The following is a 17544-nucleotide window of genomic DNA, read 5'->3' on the forward strand; positions in this document are numbered from 1 at the left end:
CCGCGGGGGTCGCGGGGTGGGACGCCCCGCTGGGGGCGGGGCGTCCGCGGCCTCCGCCGTACGGAAGACCTAGCGGTCGCCGTAGTTGTAGAGGGTTTCGTTCACCGGTTCCGCGGTGGCGGTCGAGTCCGTGGCGAGGCTGGTGGCCATGAAAGTGGCACCTCCCGCCAGGACCGCACCGATGACGCAGGCGGCGATTACCTTGATCACTTGGGGATCTCCTTCCGCGCGCCCGATCCCGCGCTGGGTCCGGAGCGCTGGAAAACGAGACTAGAACCTGATCTAGCTATAGACCAGATGATTGCCCCAACTGTAACTAACCCCCCGGTAACTTCCAACCCCGGAATGACAGCTTTGTTGGGCCTTACATGCTGTTCGTCCACCCGCAGAAGGACCATGTCCGGCCCTTCCACCACCACGGAAAGATCTTCCACCCCTGACCAGAACTGGTTATCGACCGGCGCTGAGACCACCACGTGGCGCACGCCCAAGGCACCCAGCGTCCCGGCGTCCAGCCGCTCGGGCAGGCCGGTCCGGGGATCCGGCCGCAAGGCCTGTGCGACCCGGTGTGCCCGGGCGTCCTCACCGGACACCACGATGGAGCCACCGCCCGGGGTGCCGACCACCAGGTCGTCGTTCCACAGGGTGCGCCGGTCGAAGAGCTTGGTCGCCGGGTCCAGCACGACCACGGGCCGCCCCGACCAGTCCGGGCCGCGGTAGGCGCTCCAGGGCAGTACCAGCACCGCGCCGGGCCGGTCGTCGGCGGCCACCGCCGCCTGCGCCGCCCGCCACTCCCCGGGATAGTGCACCGGGGCCAGCCGGCCACCCGCGCCCCACAGCAGCCCCGGCAGGACCACCACCGGCAGGAGTGCCGCGAACACCGCGAGCCCCACCCGCCACAGCGAACCGGTGCCGGGCGGAGCGGTCCCGTGCCTCCCGCCGGGCCCGTCCGACGCGTCGTCCCCCCGCGGGGCCCGGTGCCCGGTCAGCCACCGGACGAAGGCCCCCAGCCCCAGGGCCTGCACCAGCGCCAACGGCGCCACGTACAACTGGCCGTCGCGCAGCGGCCCGAATCCGGGCCAGAGGTCGATCAGCCAGGCCAGCAGCTCGCGCCCGGGCCCGGTGGCGCCCAGCAGGGCGAGCGCGAACCCGAGGAGGGCGGCCGCCGAGAGGCCGGTGCCGAACCGGGGGCGTCCCCGGCACAGCCACCACACCCAGCCCGCCAGTGCCACCAGGCACAGCAGGAGCCGCACCGAGGCCGTCACCGGCTCGCCGTAGCCCGCCGGGACCGCACCGGAGTTCCACACCCCGCCCAGGAGCAGCAGGGAGCCGGCCACACCGAACGGGGTGTCCGAGCGCGCCGCGAACGCCGCCACCCCCGCCGGGTCGGTGTCCGCGCCGCTGGACAGGGACGGCAGCAGCCACGGAAGGGAGACCGTCGCCAGGGCCAGGGCGAACAGGCACGCCCGCCCCCACCAGCGCACGCCGGGGACGGCCTCCCCGGCACCCGCACGACCCCTCCGGCCCCTCCGGGCTCCCCCGGCTCCCCCGGCTCCGTCGCTCCTCAGCGCGACGGGACCGGCGGTGAGGGCGGTCAGCGCCACCGACGAGAACCCGCCCACGGCAGCCGGGACGAGGGCGCGCAACAGGCCCGCGAACCCCGCCGCCGGGCGGGCCGTGGCCAACCGCGCGGTGGCCCCCACCACCCACGGCAGACCCGCGTATCCCAGCAGCACCGCCCACTGCCCCAGCAGCAGGCGCTCGGCGACGAACGGATTCCACACATAGGCCGACCCGGCGGCGGCCGGCGCCAGCAGCCCTCCGACCACCCACGCGAACGGGCCGGCGACCGGACCGCCGGCGGGGACGGCCCGCCACGGCGCCCGAGAGACCAGGCGCGCGGCACCGGCCCCGCCCACGGCGAACACCGCCAGCAGCACGAGCGACTGCACGGCGTCCCCGGGCAGGACGAGGGACAGCACCGCCACCACGGCGTCGCTGGGGATCGCCCGGGGAAAACCGTCCGCGCCCCTCAGCACCGTGCCGAGCGACAGGTCGGGCACGAACACCATGTCGTAGCGGAGCACGTACCCCGGCCCCAGCGCCGGGCCGAGCACCAGCACCCCGGCGAGCAGCCCCACCGCCCACGGCAGCAGCCGGACCGCCCACCGGGCCGCGGCGCCGCCTCGGGCACCGCCCTCGCACGCGATGGCCATCAGTTCTCCGAGAGCAGGACGCTGTCGGAGTAGCCGCCCCCCACGTAGTCGCGGTAGGAGCGGACCACGACCTCGTAGGGGCCCGACAGCGTCACCGGCCAGCGCGGCTCCTCCCCCACCGGGCCCAGCGTGCGCCATCCCCGCCCGTCCTCGGGGCCGTGCCCGTCACGCGGTTCGCAGCCCGCGCCCGGCTCCGGGGCGCCGGGCGCGGGGGGAGCCGGAGGTTCCGGCTCGGGTTCGGGCCCGGGTCCGGGCGTGGGTTCGGGCTCGGGTTCGTCCCTGGGAGGGGCACCGTCACCGGCGGGCGGGCCGGTCCCGTTCCCCTCGGTCGGCTCACCCGTCGGGGGATCGCTGGCCACCGGCTCCGAGGGGCGGAGCCTCTCGTCGGCCACCGAGCACTCCAGGACGCGCGCCCACACCTCGTAGTGGGAGGCCTCCGCCACCTCCTCCCACTCCACGGTGGCGCCGCCGTCGCCGACGCGCACCCAGGACGGCGCCGGAGGCGGGTCGTCGTCCCACACCAGTTGGAGGGGCTCGGACCCCGCACCCTCGTCCCGGCCCTTGAACGGGCGCACCACGAACTCGTACCGGGCTCCGCTGAACAGCTCCTCCACCAGCACGGACCGGCTGTCTCCGTCGCTCTCCACGCCCACGGGCAGTACGGAGGGCTCGTCCGGGTCGGGTGACACCCGGCGCTGCTCCACCCGGTAGCCGGTCGCCCCCGGCACGGCCTCCCAGGTGAGCACCAGGCCCCCGTCGGACTTCTCCGCGACCGGTTCGGGAGCGGTCGGCGGCCCGACCGACAAGCTCGGCAGCGGCCGCGGGTAGGTCCGGCCCACTCCCAGGGGATCGGCGAGCACGTCGGCGAAGGCCGCGGCGATCTTCAACTCGCCGCGCGTGTTGGGATGCGTCTCGTCCCAGTTGTCATGGGCCGGGACGTACCCGGCGGCGACCCGGGCGACCACCACGGGCGAGGCGTCGGCGGTGAGCTGCCCGGCGAGGTCGACCACGCCCATGTTGAACCGGTCGATCTCGGCGTTGATCCGGTCGTCGTCCCCGGTGCCCTCCACCGGCGGCAGCTCCCCGAGGACGAACCGGGTCCTCCCCTGCACGACGCGCACCGTGGACACCGCCTCGCCGATCCCCGCCAGCGCCCGGTCGGCGCCGTCCCCCGCCAGGATGTCCTCGGTCCCGGCCAGGAGCAGCAGGTAGTGCGGGTCGTACTCGGCCGCCACCTGCGCCACGTCGGAGGCCAGCTCCTGGGCGGAGGCGCCCCAGCGGGCGGCGTGGTCGGTGTCGAAGCCGGGCTCGGCGTAGTCCTGGTTGCCGGGCTCCCCCTCGGCCAGCCCGTACATGCCGTCGTAGGGGCCGACGAAGTCGGCCTCCACCCCGCTATCACGCAGATGGGACCACAGGTGGTGGCGCCAGGTGTAGTCGCCGCTGCTGCCCTGGGTCAGGGAGTCGCCGACGACCATGACGCGCAGCTCGCCCTCGGGCGGCCCGGGAACGGTGGTGGGCCCGTCGGCGCGGTCGCCTCCCACGCCACCCGTCCCCCCGGATCCGGTCTGGATGAGCAGGAGGGTCACGGCCATCGCCGCGAGCATGACGCCGAGCAGCCCGAGCGGCCCGGGCTCGAAACGGGCGGAGCGGTGGCGCCACGGGGCGAGGTAGCGCCAGGACAGGGCCCGCAGGTCGGGTCGGCTCCACCCGCTTCGGCGGGACGGGTGCGACCGGCCGGCCGCCTGCGGCGGGGGGCCTTCCCCCTCCGGCTCCGCGGGCCCGGAGGACTCGGGAGACTCAGGAGGTCCGAGGGCGCCGGGGGGCTCGGAGCATTCAGGGGGCTCGGAAGGTCCGCGGGGCTCGGAGGGTTCGGGGGGCTCGGCCGCGCGCGGCTCACCCGTCCCCTCGCCCGGGGGGTCCGGGACTTCCTCGTCGGGTTCACGCGGGTCCTGCACCGTGCCCCATCCCTCGCCGTCGGACCGTGTTTTCCGGAACAGGTTCTATCCCTACTCCAGCACCCCTGCTGACCATGGCACCGACCAAGCAAGGACAGGGGCTCGTCAGGCCAGACTAGAACTGGTTATATGGAGGCCGTCAACCTTCCGCCGGACCCGGCCGAACAGGGCCGCCGACACCGACGTTAGCGTCTGCCCCCCGCGTCTCGGCGGCCCGGTGCGAAGCCGGTCGCGACCTCCCACAAGAAAGCAGGCCCGCCCCGTGATCGGACTCCTGGTCGCGCTGCTGTCCGCCGTGGTCTACACCGTCGGCCTGACCGTGGAACAGCGCGCCCTGCACGGCTCGGAGTCGATCTCGGTCAACCGGCCCCTCCACCTGGCACGGGTCCTGCTCACCAACCCCCGCTGGGTGGCCGGCTGCGCCTTCGCCGCCCTGGGCAGCGTCGGCCTGGTCGTCTCGCTCGGCCTGGCCCCGGTGTCGGTGGCCCAGCCCGCCTTCGCCGCCGGAGTGGCCTGCGGCATCCTCGTCATCACCCTCGTGCTGGGCGAGCGCCTCACGCGGGGCGAGTACGTGGCGCTCGGCGTCATGCCGGTCGCCCTCGGCCTGCTCAGCCTGTCCACCGCCGACGGCACCGCGACCGGGACCACCGCCCACACCCCGCTGCTGGTCATCGTCAGCCTCGCCACCGTGGCGTCCTGCCTGGCCGTCGTGGGCCTGGCCGGCGGCCGGGGCCGGTACATGTCGGCCGCCGCGATGGGCATCGCCGCCGGTTTCGCCCAGGGCAGCGCGGGCCTCCAGGGCAAGGGGCTCGGCGGCCTGCTGGCCGACCACGGCCTGTGGGACGCCGTCGTCCCCGCGCTGCTGTCCCCCCACCCCTACCTGTACGCGGTCGGCTGGGCGGTGGGCATCGTCCTCTTCCAGACCTCGATGCAGCGCTCCCGCGCCTCCATCACCGCCCCCGTGGCCAACGTCGCGGGCAACGTGTTCATGGTCGTCATGGGCACGCTCCTGTTCGGCGAACGGCTCCCCGACGACCCGGTCATGCTGGGCCTGCGGATCGGCGGGTTCGCCCTGACCCTGGTGGTGGTCGTCCTGGTCCGCGGCAACGTGGCCCGGGTCGAGGCCGACACCAGCCGCAGGCGCGCACAGGACACCGCCCCCGGCCCCGCAGGCGCCCGCCCCGCGCAGTCCCTCTGAGGCTCCGGGCCCTCTGGGTCCCGAACGGACGGGGGCCCGCACCCCCCCGGGCGCGGGCCCCGTCACAGCCGGACGCCTGCTCCGGCACCCGCTCAGGCGGCCACCGACACGGCCTCGCGCAGGCCGGGAGCGGCGACGTCGGCCCAGGCGCGCACGACGCTGTCGGGCGCGTCGGCCTCCTCCTCGGCCAGGATCAGGCCGGGCTCGGCCACCCAGGCGCCCAGGTCGGCCAGGAGGATGCGCAGGTCCTCCTCGATGCCGCGGCTGTTGCGCAGGTCCTCCACCACGGCCAGCGGCACCGCGACGGTGTGGCCCAGCCCCAGCTCGGGAAGACGGTCGAGGAAGACCTTGAGCAGGCCGGTGTAGGTGCCGTGCACCTGCGGGGATGCGACGAGCAGGACGTCGCTGCGGCTCACCCTGTCCAGGGCGTCCCCGACGGCGGCGGAGGACTCCGAGAGCAGCTCGGCGCCCAGTTCGGCGATGTCGACGACGTCGGGCCGGGATCCGACGCCGGCGCGGGAGGCCACCTCGGAGGCGGCGCGCAGCGCGGCGGTGTACACGGAGGAACGGGGCTGGGGTGCGGCGACGAGCACGGTGAAGCGGGTCATGCGAGAACTCCTGGGTTCGGTCAGAGCGAGCCGGGTTCGACCGGAGGAAGCGTCGGGGGGCGGTGATCGGGGCTGACACCGGAGAGGACGTCGTTCCTCTTCTCCGACACGGGGAGCGGACCTCGTCGTCCGGGACTCGGTGTGTCGGGCCTGACAGGGTTGCTCTCGGGCCAGGAATGGCCCGGGACCCAGAGGTGGGAGAGATGAGCGTCCGGTGTCTGCGTCAGGGCACGGAGCACGGGGGTACACCCGTGGCGCGGGGCGCGGGGCCCCGCAAGGCGCTAGCTACGACAGAGCGCGCTCGCCTGCTGCCTCAGATCGACATGCAGGCGCTGGACAAGCAGCTCACCGGCGGACATGCCTCTATCATGCGGCTCCCCGGCCGCTATCGTCAATGCGTGCGCGCACCACTCCTCGGGGCGCCCGCGCCCCGCCCGGGACGGTCCAACCCGCGGACAGCCGTCCCAGGAGACGGGATTTCCCCAGCTCCACAGGGCGAGCGGAACCCCGGGCGGGGAGCCGCTCCCCCTGTGCGGGCGCTCCGCGCGCGTCTGTGTAATGTGCGACACACCTTCCCCCGGCGCCCGTCCGCCTTCCGCTCCGACGACAACAGGAGAGAGCCCGAACATGGCCCACACACCCGTCACGCTCACCAACGCGCGCGTCGTGACCCCCGGCGGAGTCCACGACGGATGGCTGCGGGTCGAGGACGGCCTCGTGGCCGCGCTCGGCTCGGGAGAGCCCTCCCCGGGCGGAGAGAGCAGTGACGTGGGAGGCGCCTGGGTCGTACCGGGGATGGTCGACACCCACGTCCACGGCGGCGCCGGACACGCCTTCCCCGACGCGGACCCGGAGGGCGCCGGGGAGATCATCGCGTTCAACCGGGCCCGCGGGGTGACGTCGCTGGTGGGCGGCCTGGTCGCGGCCACGCCCGAGGACACCGTCCGCCAGGTGTCGGTGCTGGCCGAGCTGTGCGACGCCGGAGAGCTGGCGGGCATCTACCTGGAGGGCCCCTTCATCGCGCGCTCCAAGTGCGGGGCCCACGATCCGGACCTGCTGCGCGAACCGGACACCGCCGAGTTCGACCGCTGGCTCGCGGCCGGACGGGGACACGTCCGCATGATCACGGTGGCGCCGGAGCTGCCGGGCGCGTCGGAGCTGATCCGCGCCGCGGCCTCCTCCGGCGTGGTGGCGGCGGTGGGGCACACCGAGGCGTCCTACGAGCAGACCCTGGCGGCCTTCGACGCGGGGGCGTCGGTGGCCACCCACCTGTACAACGCGATGCGTCCGCTCAACCACCGCGACCCCGGGCCGATCGCGGCGGCGCTGGGCGACGAGCGGGTGACGGTCGAGCTGATCCTGGACAACGTGCACGTCCATCCGGGCGCGGCCGGGCTGGTGTTCGGCGCCGCGGGCGCGGACCGGGTGTCGCTGGTGACGGACGCGATGTCGGCGACGGGCCTGGGAGACGGCGAGTACACGCTGGGCGACCTGCGGGTGCGGGTGAGCGGCGGCGAGGCGCGCCTGGTGGAGAACGGCGCGATCGCCTCCAGCACGATCGTGCTGCCCCAGGCGGTGCGCAACGCGGTGGAGGGGCTGGGCGTGGGCGTGCCCGAGGCCGTGCGGTCGGCGTCGTCGGTCCCGGCGGCGGCCCTGGGCCTGGAGGGCAGGGGCCGGATCGAGGCCGGAGGCCGCGCCGATCTGGTCGTGCTCGACGAAGACCTCACCGTCCGTGACGTGATGTATCGGGGCGAGTGGGTAGCGTAACGGCGTGTCGTCGCCGCGTTACGGACTAGTAACATAACACTGGGCGACAATGACGGCGGGGCACCGAGGAGAGCCACCACGCTCGACACGAAAGGATCTGCGCCATGGCCCAGTCGAGACAGGCGAAGGACGGGCAGTCGGCCCGTACGTCCTCCGAGGAGCACGAGCACCTCGACAAGCTCGCCGCCGAGCTGTCCCGCTACGACCTGCGGTCGGACATGGTCGACGGCCAGTCACCCTGCCTGCGGGTGCGCAACCCGTCATCCACCTGCGCGGTCGAGGACGTGATCTGTGAGCGTCGCGAACACGACTACGCGTTCATCGCCTCGTTCGGGGTCTACCTGGGCAGCAGCGGAAGCCTCGGCGTCACGGCCCACAAGGTCGCGTGGCTCGTGGGAGCCACCAAGGAGTGACACCCGTGCGGGACGGGGGCGGGGTCGACCGGCTCCGCCCCCGTCCCGTGTCCGGGATCCCTCGGGGAGGGCCGAGGCCCCATGGAGCTTTACGACGTAGATTATCTTTCTGGCCAGCGGCCGGGTGACGGCGCCGGGTCAGCCGCGCGCGGTGACGCGGATCTTGGACTGGCCGTGCGGCCGCTCCTCCCAGTCCCGCATGAACCGGGCCGACAGCCCGTGCCGCTCCGCGAGGCCCACCAGCGTCTCGGTCCGGTAGTAGAAGTCCTCCCGCAGCACGTGGTGCTCGGTGCCCTCGGTCCGGTCGTAGGTGAAGTCGAAGAACCCGTCCGGCGCCAGGATCCGCCCCACGTGGGCCAGGCACTCGTCGATCACCTCGATGGGCGAGTGCGAGAAGACGCTGTGCGCGTGCACCACGTCGAAGTGCCCCTCCGGGAGGAAGGAGAAGGTCAGGTCGTGCGTGAGGGTCAGGTGCGGCAGCTTGTCCTGCAACCCGCGCTCGGCCAGCACGTCCTTGGCCGCGATGAGGATGTCCGGGGAGATGTCGATCCCGTAGTAGCCGCCCGGGTCCAGGTAGTCGATCAGCCGCCATCCCGCACGCAGGTTCCCGCAGCCGATGTCCAGCACCCGGTGGCCGGGACCGAGCCCGTGCTCGACCAGGTAGTCGAACTGCATCCGTCCCAGCGCCAGCCAGCGCTCCTCGCTCTGGCTGCCCACCGCCGCCTTGGGGTCGCGGGCCGCGTCGGAGGCCATCACCGCCCGGTAGTAGTCCACGTGGTCGCGGTGGGTCAGGCGCAGTTTCAGGTCCCGGGCCGAGCGGCGCACGTACGGCACCACCTTTCCCGGGTTGCGCAGGGCGTAGCGCGCCTTGTGGACCAGGGACGATCGGTTGGCTTTGAGAGAAGCTGCGGTCTTCTTCGTCATCGGAAGGCTCTCCGTCCAGGGGCCCGGCACACCCGTGCATGGGGCCGGCGAAGACCCGAGGCTAGTTCCTCGAAGGCGCCCGCGACAGGGGTCGTCGGCCCTCGCTCATCGTAACCACGGGAGCGGCCCGGGACTCAGTCCCGCGCCCGGTCGCGTCGGGCCGCCGCCAGCCGCGCGGCGCCCCGGAACACGCCCGTCACGACGAGCGCGCCCGCCACGGCCCCGACCGCGGACCCGGCCCAGCCGGCCGCGCCGCCCGAGCCCTCCAGCAGGCGCGGGAACGACCAGAGGCCCGCGGCCACCGCCACCACCAGACTGACGCCGATGGCCAGCGCGCCCCTGGCGCCCAGGAAGTAACGGCGGCGGCCGGGCTCGGGCGGGGAGTCGATCTCGGCCCCGGGACCGGCCGTGACGGAGCCGGGCCGCTTGAAGTAGGCCAGAACGGACCAGTGCCCGCACGGCTCCCAGCCCTCGGGGGCCAGGCGTTCGGCGAGGCGCTCGCGTCTCCCCGGCCGTGGCTGGGTTCCTGGCGGTACTCCCATGTCTGGGGACGCTCGGAGGCACGGCGGCTGACGAAGCGGCCGAGCCGGTCCACCCGCTCCACCTCCCAGCCCTGGGCTCCCATCTCGTTGAGGCGGGCGGGGCCCTCGAAGGCGTCGGCGGACCAGACCAGCACGTCGTCCTCCGGGGCCTCGGCGGCCTCCTCCGAGGAGGGGGCCAGCGCCTCGGCGAACTCCTCCACCGGGCCGAACTCCTCCACCGGGTCGGCGCCGCTCTCGGCCGTGTGCGCGGCGAGGTCGTCCAGCAGGGCGCGGGAGCGCTCACCGTCCACACCGCGTTCGCGCAGCCGGGCGGCCAGCGCGGAGAAGTAGTCGCTCACCGGATTCCCCCGTCCTCGAGTACCGAGCGCACCGACGCGTCGAACTCCATCCAGGCCGCGCCCTGCTCCCTCAGCACGGCGCTCCCCTCGTCGGTCAGTACGTAGTAGCGGCGTCCGGGCCCCTTGTCGGCGGCGCGGTACTCGGCGGTCACCAGCCCCGCCTCCTCCAGCCGGTTGAGCACGGGGTAGAGCGTGCCGCCGCGGATCCTGCCGAAACCGGACTCGTCCAGCCTCCTGGCGATCGCGTACCCGTAACTCTCTCCCCCGGTCAGGCTGGCCAGGACCAGGAGGTCGAGCACCCCCTTGAGCCAGCTCGCACGACGGTCCATACGTGTCTCCCCCTTCACCGGGCGCTGCCGGCACCGATCGGCGCGGACTCGCGGTGCTCCCGCCCCGGGGCGAACAGGAGGGCGCGCAGGTCCACCAGGATGTGCAGGAAGACCGGCATCAACAGGCTCCCGCCGCTCAGGTACAGGCCGGTGGCCGAGAACCCCATGCTCTCCGGGAACGCCATCTCCGCCACCTCCGACTAGTCCTCTGTACGACCTAGGCCATAGAGCTACCTAGTTAGGAATACAACCTAGATGGCGATGCCGACCCCATCGCAGTGTGGCCCCAGGCACGAAAAAAGCCCCCGACCGCTCAGGAGAGAGCAGGTCAGAGGCAGATGAGAAAGCCCAGTGGCACACCGGGAAGCCGAACACGGATCTCAGCCACAACCGTGCCGCGAAGCACGACGGCCGAAGGCCGAGCGGCACACCGGGAGTCACCACCAGAAAGCCGAACACAGACCTCAACCACAACCGTGCCGCGAAGCACGACGGCCGAAGGCCGAGCGGCACACCGGGGGGTCTGGGGGGTCGTCCCCCCAAAAAGAATCGCGGGCTGCCGCGAGGTGGACGAAGTCCACCGAGCAGCAGTCCGCGTTTCGTGGAGGTGGCGGGAATCGAACCCGCGTCCTTCAGCACCGAGCCAGGGCTTCTCCGGGTGCAGTCCGCGCTGTCGTTCTACTCGGCCTCAGCGCTTGCACGGACACATCGCTGACAGGCCCAGCCACGTAAATGTCCCGCTCAGGCCCCGTGGCCTGATCTGAGCGGTAAGTCATCTAGCTGATGCCGGTACCTGGGCCGATGACGAGCCCAGACCGACAGAGACGCTATCGCTTAAGCAGCGAGAGCGAACTCAGTGCGCTTAGAATTGGCACTTGTGTTTACGCGAATGCAGGATTAACGAGGTCACAAACGCAACCCTCGACCCGCTTCCCCTGGAACGACTACCGAAGTCGAAACCGATCACCCCCTGTGCACTTGTCACGGCCTCCCCGCCTGGTGGACGGAGCGGCCGGCATGCGAGCGGCGAACCGCTTGCGCGTTCGTCACTCTACCTGATTGAACAGTACGGGGGCCAAGCTGATTCCCCGGCGGGGGAAGAAATCGCTCCCGATCTCCCGGACAGGGAGAAACCCCCGCGGGCGCGGACTCAAGAGGTGGTCGACGCGGCCCGCGGGGGCGGTCGGCAGGGTCGGGCCGACCTTGGGAAACGACAGGATCTCCCCCGAGATGAGGTCCTGCCTCTCACAGCTGGTCCGCTACCCCCTGTCGCGGCCCAGTCATAGGGGAAGACGCGAGCGGACCCCCGGAAGGTTGCCCGGGGGTCCGCCCTTCGCCTCGTTCGGGTGGAGAGGGGCCCGCGCGGGGCCTCCACCAATGCCCGGACCGCCGTCAGCCGGTCCCCTGGGCCGTGCCCTCGGTGCCCGTTCCCCCGGCTCCGTTGGACGGGGCGCTCGGCTCCCCCTGCGGAGAACCGTTCCCCCCGGCGGGCACGTCCTCCTCCGCGGGCGCGCCGTTGGCCATCGAGGCCAGGAAGGTGCCCGCGGCGTCCACCGCGTACTGCGACAGCTCGGACACGTTCGGGTCCACCTCGGCCAGCACGGCGAAGGCGACGCCGTCCTTGTAGCCGACGAACCAGTGCAGGACGGTGCCGTTCTGCTCGGTGGCGGCCGCCTGCCCGTACACCTCTCCCCCGCTGGTGAGGAGCTGGGGCATCCGGTTGACCACCGCGTCGCGCAGCCCCTGGCGGACCACCTCCAGGTGGGCCTCGTCCAGAGCCGTCTCCCTGTCCTGGGCGGGTCCCGCCTCGGGCACCAGGGTCGGCGCGTGCCAGGTGCCGTCCGCGATCGCCGCCGTCGCCAGCGCCATCGTCAGCGGGCTCACCCGGACACCGTGCTCGCCGATCATCGCCGAGGCCACGTCCACGTCGTCACCGCCGATGGAGACCGTGCCCGAGGACGCCGGGACCGGCAACTGCCACTCGGCGCCGATCCCCAGGCGCTCGGCGGACGACGCGATGGCGTCCGGGCCCACGTCGGCGGACAGGTCGGCGAACCCGACGTTGCAGTTGAAGGCCAGGTTGCGGGCCAGGTCCGGCTGACCGGACAGGAATCCCGAACCCGGATTGCGGAAGGTCTGTCCGCCGATCTCGGTCGAGTAGCCGCAGGGCACCACGGTGTCCGGGCCGGCCGCGCCCGACTCCAGGGCGGCCAGGGTGGAGACCGGGGTGAAGACGCCTCCCGGCACGTAGGAACCGGTGAACGCGTTGTCGTCGGCGGTGCTGCCCGAGGCGCTGGCCGCGGACAGGATCTCGCCGCTGGCGGTGTCGACCGCGACCAGGTACCCGTCCGCCGGCAGCGAGTCCAGGGCGGTCTCCGCGGCCTGCTGCACGTCCATGTCCAGGGTGGTGCCGATGACGCCGCTGCGCTCGCCCTCCCAGGACTCCAGGACGTCGGTGATCCCGCCGGAGCCGTCCAGGGAGACGACCTGCGTGGTCCCCGAACCGGCCAGCTCGTGCTGGAAGATGTTCTGCAACCCGCTCAGACCGACGGTGTCGCCCGCCTGGTAGGGGCCCGGGACCCGGGAGGACACCCTGTGCTCGGCGGTGCCCGCGACCTCGCCCAGCAGGAACGGCGCCACCGACGGAGTCATGTTGACCTCGACCTCGCGCGTGTCCACGCCGGCGATCTTCCCCGCCTCGGTGAGCAGTTCCTCGTCCACGCTGGAGCCGCGCAGGAGCACGAGCGGCTGGAACTGCTCGGGCGGCGCCGAGCGCACCCGGTTCAGCAGCGGGTCGGGGTCCTCCTCCAGGAGTTCGGCGAGCTGGGTGACCCCGGCCTCCTTGTCCTCCATCTCGCCGGGCATGACGCCGAAGGCCGTCACGCTGTCGGCGGTGACCAGGGGTTCGCCCTCACGGCCGAGGATCTGGCCGCGCTCCTGGCTCTCGTAGCTGATCGCGAGGCGCTCGTCCTCGCTCAGGTCTGGGTGCAGGACGCTCGTCGACCAGGAGATCCTCCAGCCGTCGGGGCCCCACTCCAGGGGCATGTGGCCGGTGTAGTTCCAGGTCGGGTCGCCGATGCCGAGGTCGGCGTGCACCCCGAACTCGGCCTCGGCGGACTCGCCCTCGCGGGAGATCGGCCCCAGGTCGAACCGCAGGGAGGCCAGGTCGAGGTGCTCACGCATGTCGGTGAGCGCCGCCGCCACCTGCTCGGGGTCACCGTCGGTGTAGGTGGCGGCCGCCGCGTGGTCTGCGTCCTGCCAGGCGAGCAGGAAGGACCTGACCGCGACCTCGGGGCTGGGGTTCGGTGTGCACGCGGCCAGGGCCGCAGCGAGGAGCAGGCCGCTGCCGGCGGCCGTGATCCGGCCAAGGGGACGGGGGGACACCGTGTGTGTTCCTTTCGGGCGCCTCAACGACGGCGGCGGAGCGCGCGTTCAATGTCCCGCTTCGCCTCGCGTTCGGCGATGTCGTGGCGCTTGTCGTACTCACGCTTACCGCGGGCCAGAGCGATCTCGACCTTGGCTCGTCCCTCGCTGAAGTAGAGGGACAGCGGGACGAGCGTGCGGCCGGGCTCTCGGGTCTTGCCGATCAGCCGGGAGATCTGCTCGCGGTGCAGGAGTAGTTTACGCGATCGTCGTGCGGAGTGGTTGGTCCACGTGCCCTGTGAGTACTCGGGGATGTGCACGTTCATCAGCCACACCTCGCCGTCGCTGATGTGGGCGAACCCGTCCACGAGGGAGGCCCGGCCCTGTCTGAGCGACTTGACCTCGGTGCCGGTGAGGACGATGCCCGCCTCGTAGGTCTCGTCGAGGTGGTAGTCGTGCCGGGCCCGCCGATTCTGCGCGATGAGCTTACGCCCGGTTTCCCGTGCCACAGGTGTGTCCCTTCATACGTCCGGGGGGCACTAGGCCCCCCGGCTGAGAAATCCTTCCGCCTCTGGCGGCCCCGTCAGATCTTGAGGTAGCGGCGCAGGGTGAGGAACGAGGTGATGGTGCACAGCAGGACGCCGAGGATCATCGAGACGCCGATGACGTACAGCAGCGATCCCGCGCCCAGGGCCACGTCGAACTGGAACCAGTCCTCGATCTGCGTGAGCAGTGTGTACCGGGTCGCCACGATGAATCCGGAGGCGATCAGACCACCGATGAGGCCGGCGACCGCGCCCTCCAGCAGGAAGGGGAGCTGGATGTAGAAGTTCGACGCACCGACCAGGCGCATGATGCCGGTCTCACGGCGGCGGCTGTAGGCCGACAGCCGGATGGTGTTGCCGATCAGCAGCGCGGCGGCGGCCAGCTGGACACCGGCGAGCACCAGTGCGGCCGCGCGCAGACCGTCCAACAGCCCGAAGAACTGTTCGAGCACACGCTGGTCGTCGGAGACCGTGTCCACACCCGGAGCGCCCTCGACCGCGTTGCGCACGGTGTCGTAGTGGGACGGATCGGTGAGCTGGACCCGGTAGTTGTCCGGGATGTCGCCCTCCTGCGCGGCGTCGGCCAACGCCTCGTTGGAGGAGCCGAGCCGGTCCTGGAAGTCCTGCCAGGCCTCGGCCGCGGTGAGGTAGTCGAAGCTCGCGACCTCGTTCAGGCCGTTCAGCGTGGCCTCGAGGGACTCACGGTCCTCGTCGGTGGCCGCGCCGTTCTCCTGGCAGACCGGGGTCGGCGAGATGTCGGTGCACATGTAGACGGTGAGCGTGATCCGCTCGTCCCAGTAGCTGCGCATCTCGGAGACCTGCTGGTTGACCAGTAGACCGGCGCCGAACAGGGTCAGTGAGATGGCCACAGTCGTGATGACGGCGATGGTCATCGTCAGGTTTCGGCGAAGGCCGATCCACGTCTCGGAGAGAACGAATTGTGCTCGCATGATCTGTTAAAGGTCCATCCTTTGGGGCTTTGCCGCGCCGGTCCTCGCAGCAAGAGGTCAGTACGCCTGGCCGTAGACGCCGCGCGTCTGGTCGCGCACTACCAGGCCCTCTTCAAGCTCGATCACGCGCTTGCGCATCGAGTCGACGATGGCGGCATCGTGGGTCGCCATGACGACTGTGGTGCCCGTGCGGTTGATTCGGTCCAGCACCTTCATGATGCCGATGGAGGTCGCGGGGTCGATGTTTCCGGTCGGCTCGTCGGCCAGCAGGATCTGCGGGCGGTTGACGAAGGCGCGGGCGATGGCCACGCGCTGCTGCTCACCACCGGAGAGCTCGTGGGGCATGCGCCCCGCCTTGCCCTCCAGGCCGACGAGTTCGACGACCTCGGGAACGACCCTCTTGATGAAGCGCCGGGGCTTGCCGATGACCTCCAGGGCGAAGGCGACGTTCTCGAAGACGTTCTTGTTGGGGAGCAGTCGAAAGTCCTGGAAGACACAGCCGATACGGCGGCGCAGGTGCGGCACCTTCCAGTTGGACAGGCGCGCCAGGTCCTTGCCGGCGACGTTGACGCGCCCCTTGTCAGGCTTCTCCTCCTTGAGCACCAGGCGGAGGAAGGTCGACTTCCCCGAGCCGGACGGGCCGACCAGGAAGACGAACTCGCCCTTGTCTACGTCAATGGAAACGCCGTCGAGCGCGGGGCGCTTCTGGGTCGGGTAGACCTTGGTGACGTTATCGAAGTGGATCACAGGCGCATCACAAGGTTCTCGAAGGTATGGGCACCCGCCGTGGAGGGCTCTCCGTGCGGGATCGTACCGGCCGCATGGCCAACCGACAGTTTAGAGGGGGGAGCGGCCCGGATTGTCCAAGTCGCGTCACGCCCCGCGGATCAGTGCCCTCTCGGACAGCAGCCACGAGCATATCGGAGGTGTCAACCGATGATAACGTTCACATATAGCATTTTCGGTAAAACTGCGGAGTCGCGATCATCACCATTGGGATACAACCTCCGCGTGCGCCCCGCATTCCTCACCCCTGGTGCGCGATGGGGCACCGGGCGTGTCACCCGTCCCGCGCTCACACCGTCGGGACCTGCGCGGTGAGTGCCGGCTCAGCACGTGGGAGCGCGGCCGGGGCGCCCGGCCCGGGAGGGCTCCGCGCCGCGGGCGTCCGCCGGGGACGGCGGGCGGAGCGAAGGTTCCCGAAAACGCCGTCTAACTGTTCCCGGAGCGCTCGTGGCTGCGCATCCACCGGATCTCGGCGTCGATGAAGGCGTCGATCTCCCCGTCCAGGACGCCCGAGGTGTTGCCGGTCTCGGCGCCGGTGCGCACGTCCTTGACGCTCTGGTAGGGGTGCAGCACGTAGTTGCGCATCTGGGTGCCCCAGCTGCTCACCGAGTCCCCGCGGATCTCGTCCAGCTCCGCCTGCTCCTCCTCGCGCTTGCGCACCAGCAGCTTGGCCTGGAGCATCGACATCGCGGTGGCCTTGTTCTGCAACTGCGACCGCTCGTTCTGGCAGGACACCACGATGCCGGTCGGCTGGTGGGTGATGCGCACCGCCGAGTCGGTGGTGTTGACGCCCTGGCCGCCGGGGCCGCTGGAGCGGTACACGTCCACCCGCAGGTCGCTCTCGTCGATCTCGATGTGGTCGCTCTGCTCCACCACCGGAACGACGTCCACGCCCGCGAACGAGGTCTGGCGCCGGTTCTGGTTGTCGAACGGCGAGATGCGCACCAGCCGGTGCGTGCCGTGCTCGCCGCGCAGGGTGCCGTAGGCGAACGGGGCCTTGACCGCGAAGGACGTGGACTTGATGCCCGCCTCCTCCGCGTAGGAGGTCTCGTAGACGTCCGTGGGGTAGCCGTGCCGCTCGGCCCAGCGCAGGTACATGCGCTGGAGCATCTGCGCCCAGTCGGCGGCGTCCACGCCGCCCGCCTGGGAGTTGATCGAGACGATGGCCTCGCGCTCGTCGTACGGTCCGTTGAGGAGGGTGCGCACCTCCAGCTCACCGATCTCCTTGCGCAGCTGTTCGAGCTCGCGGTCGGCCTCGGCACGCGTGTCCGCGTCGTCCTCGCCCTCGGCCAGCTCGTAGAGCACGCTGAGGTCGTCGAGCCGCTGGCTGATGCCGTTGACCTTGTTGACCATGGATTCCAGGATGGAGAGCTGGCGCGTCACCTTCTGCGCGTTGTTCTGGTCCGACCACAGCTCGGGGTCCGCCGACTGCTCGCGCAGCTCGGCGATCTGGGTGTGCATGGCCTCCAGGTCCAACACGGCGGTGACACTCGCCAGGGTCGCCGCGAGGTCCTTGATCTTCTCTGCTGGGTCCAGTTCTGCCACGGACCCCAGTGTAGGGGCCACGGAGGTGGCGGTCGCCCGGCCGGACCGGGCGGCGGTCCCGTGCC

16 protein-coding genes and 1 other RNA gene are annotated in these 17544 nt (G+C 71.7%); 3 read left to right on the plus strand and 14 right to left on the minus strand.

All coding sequences use genetic code 11. From position 1 onward, the window contains the following. Nucleotides 1–69: 69 nt before the first annotated feature. The 3 genes from NOSIN_RS27285 to NOSIN_RS17070 are packed head-to-tail and all read right to left on the minus strand — an operon-like array spanning nt 70 to nt 3808. Nucleotides 70–210: a hypothetical protein gene (locus NOSIN_RS27285; RefSeq protein ID WP_170293631.1), complete on the minus strand. Its 141-nt coding sequence runs from the start codon at nt 208–210 to the stop codon at nt 70–72. Then, entirely contained in the window at nt 207–2216 is a 2010-nt protein-coding gene (locus tag NOSIN_RS17065) for a hypothetical protein (protein WP_170293630.1), read from the minus strand. Before NOSIN_RS17065 ends, NOSIN_RS27285 begins: the two co-directional genes overlap by 4 nt. Beyond that, nucleotides 2216–3808 carry a GDSL-type esterase/lipase family protein gene (locus NOSIN_RS17070; protein WP_227015275.1) on the minus strand — a complete coding sequence of 531 codons (1593 nt, stop codon included), beginning with the start codon at nt 3806–3808 and terminating at the stop codon, nt 2216–2218. The genes NOSIN_RS17065 and NOSIN_RS17070 overlap by 1 nt, the downstream gene beginning before the upstream one ends. A 625-nt stretch (nt 3809–4433) precedes the next feature. Here NOSIN_RS17070 and NOSIN_RS17075 point away from each other — a divergent pair. Beyond that, complete coding sequence (locus NOSIN_RS17075; protein ID WP_077691712.1) at nt 4434–5369, plus strand: hypothetical protein; 936 nt, start codon at nt 4434–4436, stop codon at nt 5367–5369. A 92-nt stretch (nt 5370–5461) separates the two neighbouring features. Here NOSIN_RS17075 and NOSIN_RS17080 read toward each other — a convergent pair whose 3' ends face one another. Beyond that, nucleotides 5462–5977, minus strand: coding sequence for an NADPH-dependent FMN reductase (locus NOSIN_RS17080; RefSeq protein ID WP_077691713.1), 516 nt, complete (start codon nt 5975–5977; stop codon nt 5462–5464). A gap of 627 nt (nt 5978–6604) precedes the next feature. Between NOSIN_RS17080 and nagA the strand changes: the two genes are divergently transcribed. Both nagA and NOSIN_RS17095 read left to right on the plus strand, forming a co-directional pair. After that, nucleotides 6605–7744, plus strand: a complete 1140-nt coding sequence (gene nagA, locus NOSIN_RS17090) for an N-acetylglucosamine-6-phosphate deacetylase (protein WP_077691714.1) — start codon at nt 6605–6607, stop codon at nt 7742–7744. 104 nt (nt 7745–7848) lie between these two features. Next, complete coding sequence (locus NOSIN_RS17095) at nt 7849–8157, plus strand: hypothetical protein (protein ID WP_077691715.1); 309 nt, start codon at nt 7849–7851, stop codon at nt 8155–8157. A 138-nt stretch (nt 8158–8295) separates the two neighbouring features. Here the strand turns inward: NOSIN_RS17095 and NOSIN_RS17100 are convergent, their stop codons facing one another. The 10 genes from NOSIN_RS17100 to prfB all read right to left on the minus strand — a co-directional run bounded on the left by NOSIN_RS17100 (nt 8296) and on the right by prfB (nt 17479). After that, on the minus strand, nt 8296–9081 hold the full coding sequence (locus NOSIN_RS17100) for a class I SAM-dependent methyltransferase (protein WP_077691716.1): 786 nt from the start codon (nt 9079–9081) through the stop codon (nt 8296–8298). 134 nt (nt 9082–9215) lie between these two features. After that, nucleotides 9216–9623 (minus strand): hypothetical protein, encoded by a 408-nt coding sequence (locus NOSIN_RS27830; RefSeq protein ID WP_227015276.1) that lies wholly within the window; start codon nt 9621–9623, stop codon nt 9216–9218. A 334-nt stretch (nt 9624–9957) separates the two neighbouring features. After that, nucleotides 9958–10290, minus strand: a complete 333-nt coding sequence (locus tag NOSIN_RS17110; RefSeq protein ID WP_077691717.1) for a PadR family transcriptional regulator — start codon at nt 10288–10290, stop codon at nt 9958–9960. A gap of 14 nt (nt 10291–10304) precedes the next feature. Then, nucleotides 10305–10475 (minus strand): hypothetical protein, encoded by a 171-nt coding sequence (locus NOSIN_RS17115; protein ID WP_193371960.1) that lies wholly within the window; start codon nt 10473–10475, stop codon nt 10305–10307. A gap of 414 nt (nt 10476–10889) precedes the next feature. Continuing rightward, nucleotides 10890–11261: a transfer-messenger RNA gene (ssrA, locus tag NOSIN_RS17120) on the minus strand. 421 nt (nt 11262–11682) lie between these two features. Then, nucleotides 11683–13674 (minus strand): penicillin-binding transpeptidase domain-containing protein, encoded by a 1992-nt coding sequence (locus tag NOSIN_RS17125; RefSeq protein ID WP_077691718.1) that lies wholly within the window; start codon nt 13672–13674, stop codon nt 11683–11685. 23 nt (nt 13675–13697) lie between these two features. Continuing rightward, nucleotides 13698–14162: an SsrA-binding protein SmpB gene (gene smpB / locus NOSIN_RS17130; RefSeq protein WP_077691719.1), complete on the minus strand. Its 465-nt coding sequence runs from the start codon at nt 14160–14162 to the stop codon at nt 13698–13700. Nucleotides 14163–14236: 74 nt separating this feature from the next. After that, entirely contained in the window at nt 14237–15148 is a 912-nt protein-coding gene (gene ftsX, locus NOSIN_RS17135; RefSeq protein WP_216349817.1) for a permease-like cell division protein FtsX, read from the minus strand. A 57-nt stretch (nt 15149–15205) separates the two neighbouring features. After that, nucleotides 15206–15895 carry a cell division ATP-binding protein FtsE gene (gene ftsE / locus NOSIN_RS17140; protein WP_073704190.1) on the minus strand — a complete coding sequence of 230 codons (690 nt, stop codon included), beginning with the start codon at nt 15893–15895 and terminating at the stop codon, nt 15206–15208. Between the two features lie 465 nt (nt 15896–16360). Next, entirely contained in the window at nt 16361–17479 is a 1119-nt protein-coding gene (gene prfB, locus NOSIN_RS17145) for a peptide chain release factor 2 (RefSeq protein ID WP_077691721.1), read from the minus strand. Between the last annotated feature and the right edge of the window lie 65 nt (nt 17480–17544).

Origin of the sequence: Nocardiopsis sinuspersici (assembly GCF_001998325.1) — a bacterium.
Taxonomy (GTDB): domain Bacteria; phylum Actinomycetota; class Actinomycetes; order Streptosporangiales; family Streptosporangiaceae; genus Nocardiopsis; species Nocardiopsis sinuspersici.

Coding starts and splice junctions, on each gene's coding strand:
- NOSIN_RS27830 (WP_227015276.1), bottom strand. CDS start 9,623: ATGGGAGTACCGCCAGGAACCCAGCCACGGCCGGGGAGACGCGAGCGC.
- NOSIN_RS17115 (WP_193371960.1), bottom strand. CDS start 10,475: ATGGCGTTCCCGGAGAGCATGGGGTTCTCGGCCACCGGCCTGTACCTG.
- NOSIN_RS17095 (WP_077691715.1), top strand. CDS start 7,849: ATGGCCCAGTCGAGACAGGCGAAGGACGGGCAGTCGGCCCGTACGTCC.
- nagA (WP_077691714.1), top strand. CDS start 6,605: ATGGCCCACACACCCGTCACGCTCACCAACGCGCGCGTCGTGACCCCC.
- NOSIN_RS17080 (WP_077691713.1), bottom strand. CDS start 5,977: ATGACCCGCTTCACCGTGCTCGTCGCCGCACCCCAGCCCCGTTCCTCC.
- NOSIN_RS17110 (WP_077691717.1), bottom strand. CDS start 10,290: ATGGACCGTCGTGCGAGCTGGCTCAAGGGGGTGCTCGACCTCCTGGTC.
- NOSIN_RS17100 (WP_077691716.1), bottom strand. CDS start 9,081: ATGACGAAGAAGACCGCAGCTTCTCTCAAAGCCAACCGATCGTCCCTG.
- NOSIN_RS17065 (WP_170293630.1), bottom strand. CDS start 2,216: ATGGCCATCGCGTGCGAGGGCGGTGCCCGAGGCGGCGCCGCGGCCCGG.
- NOSIN_RS17070 (WP_227015275.1), bottom strand. CDS start 3,808: ATGGCCGTGACCCTCCTGCTCATCCAGACCGGATCCGGGGGGACGGGT.
- ftsX (WP_216349817.1), bottom strand. CDS start 15,148: ATGCGAGCACAATTCGTTCTCTCCGAGACGTGGATCGGCCTTCGCCGA.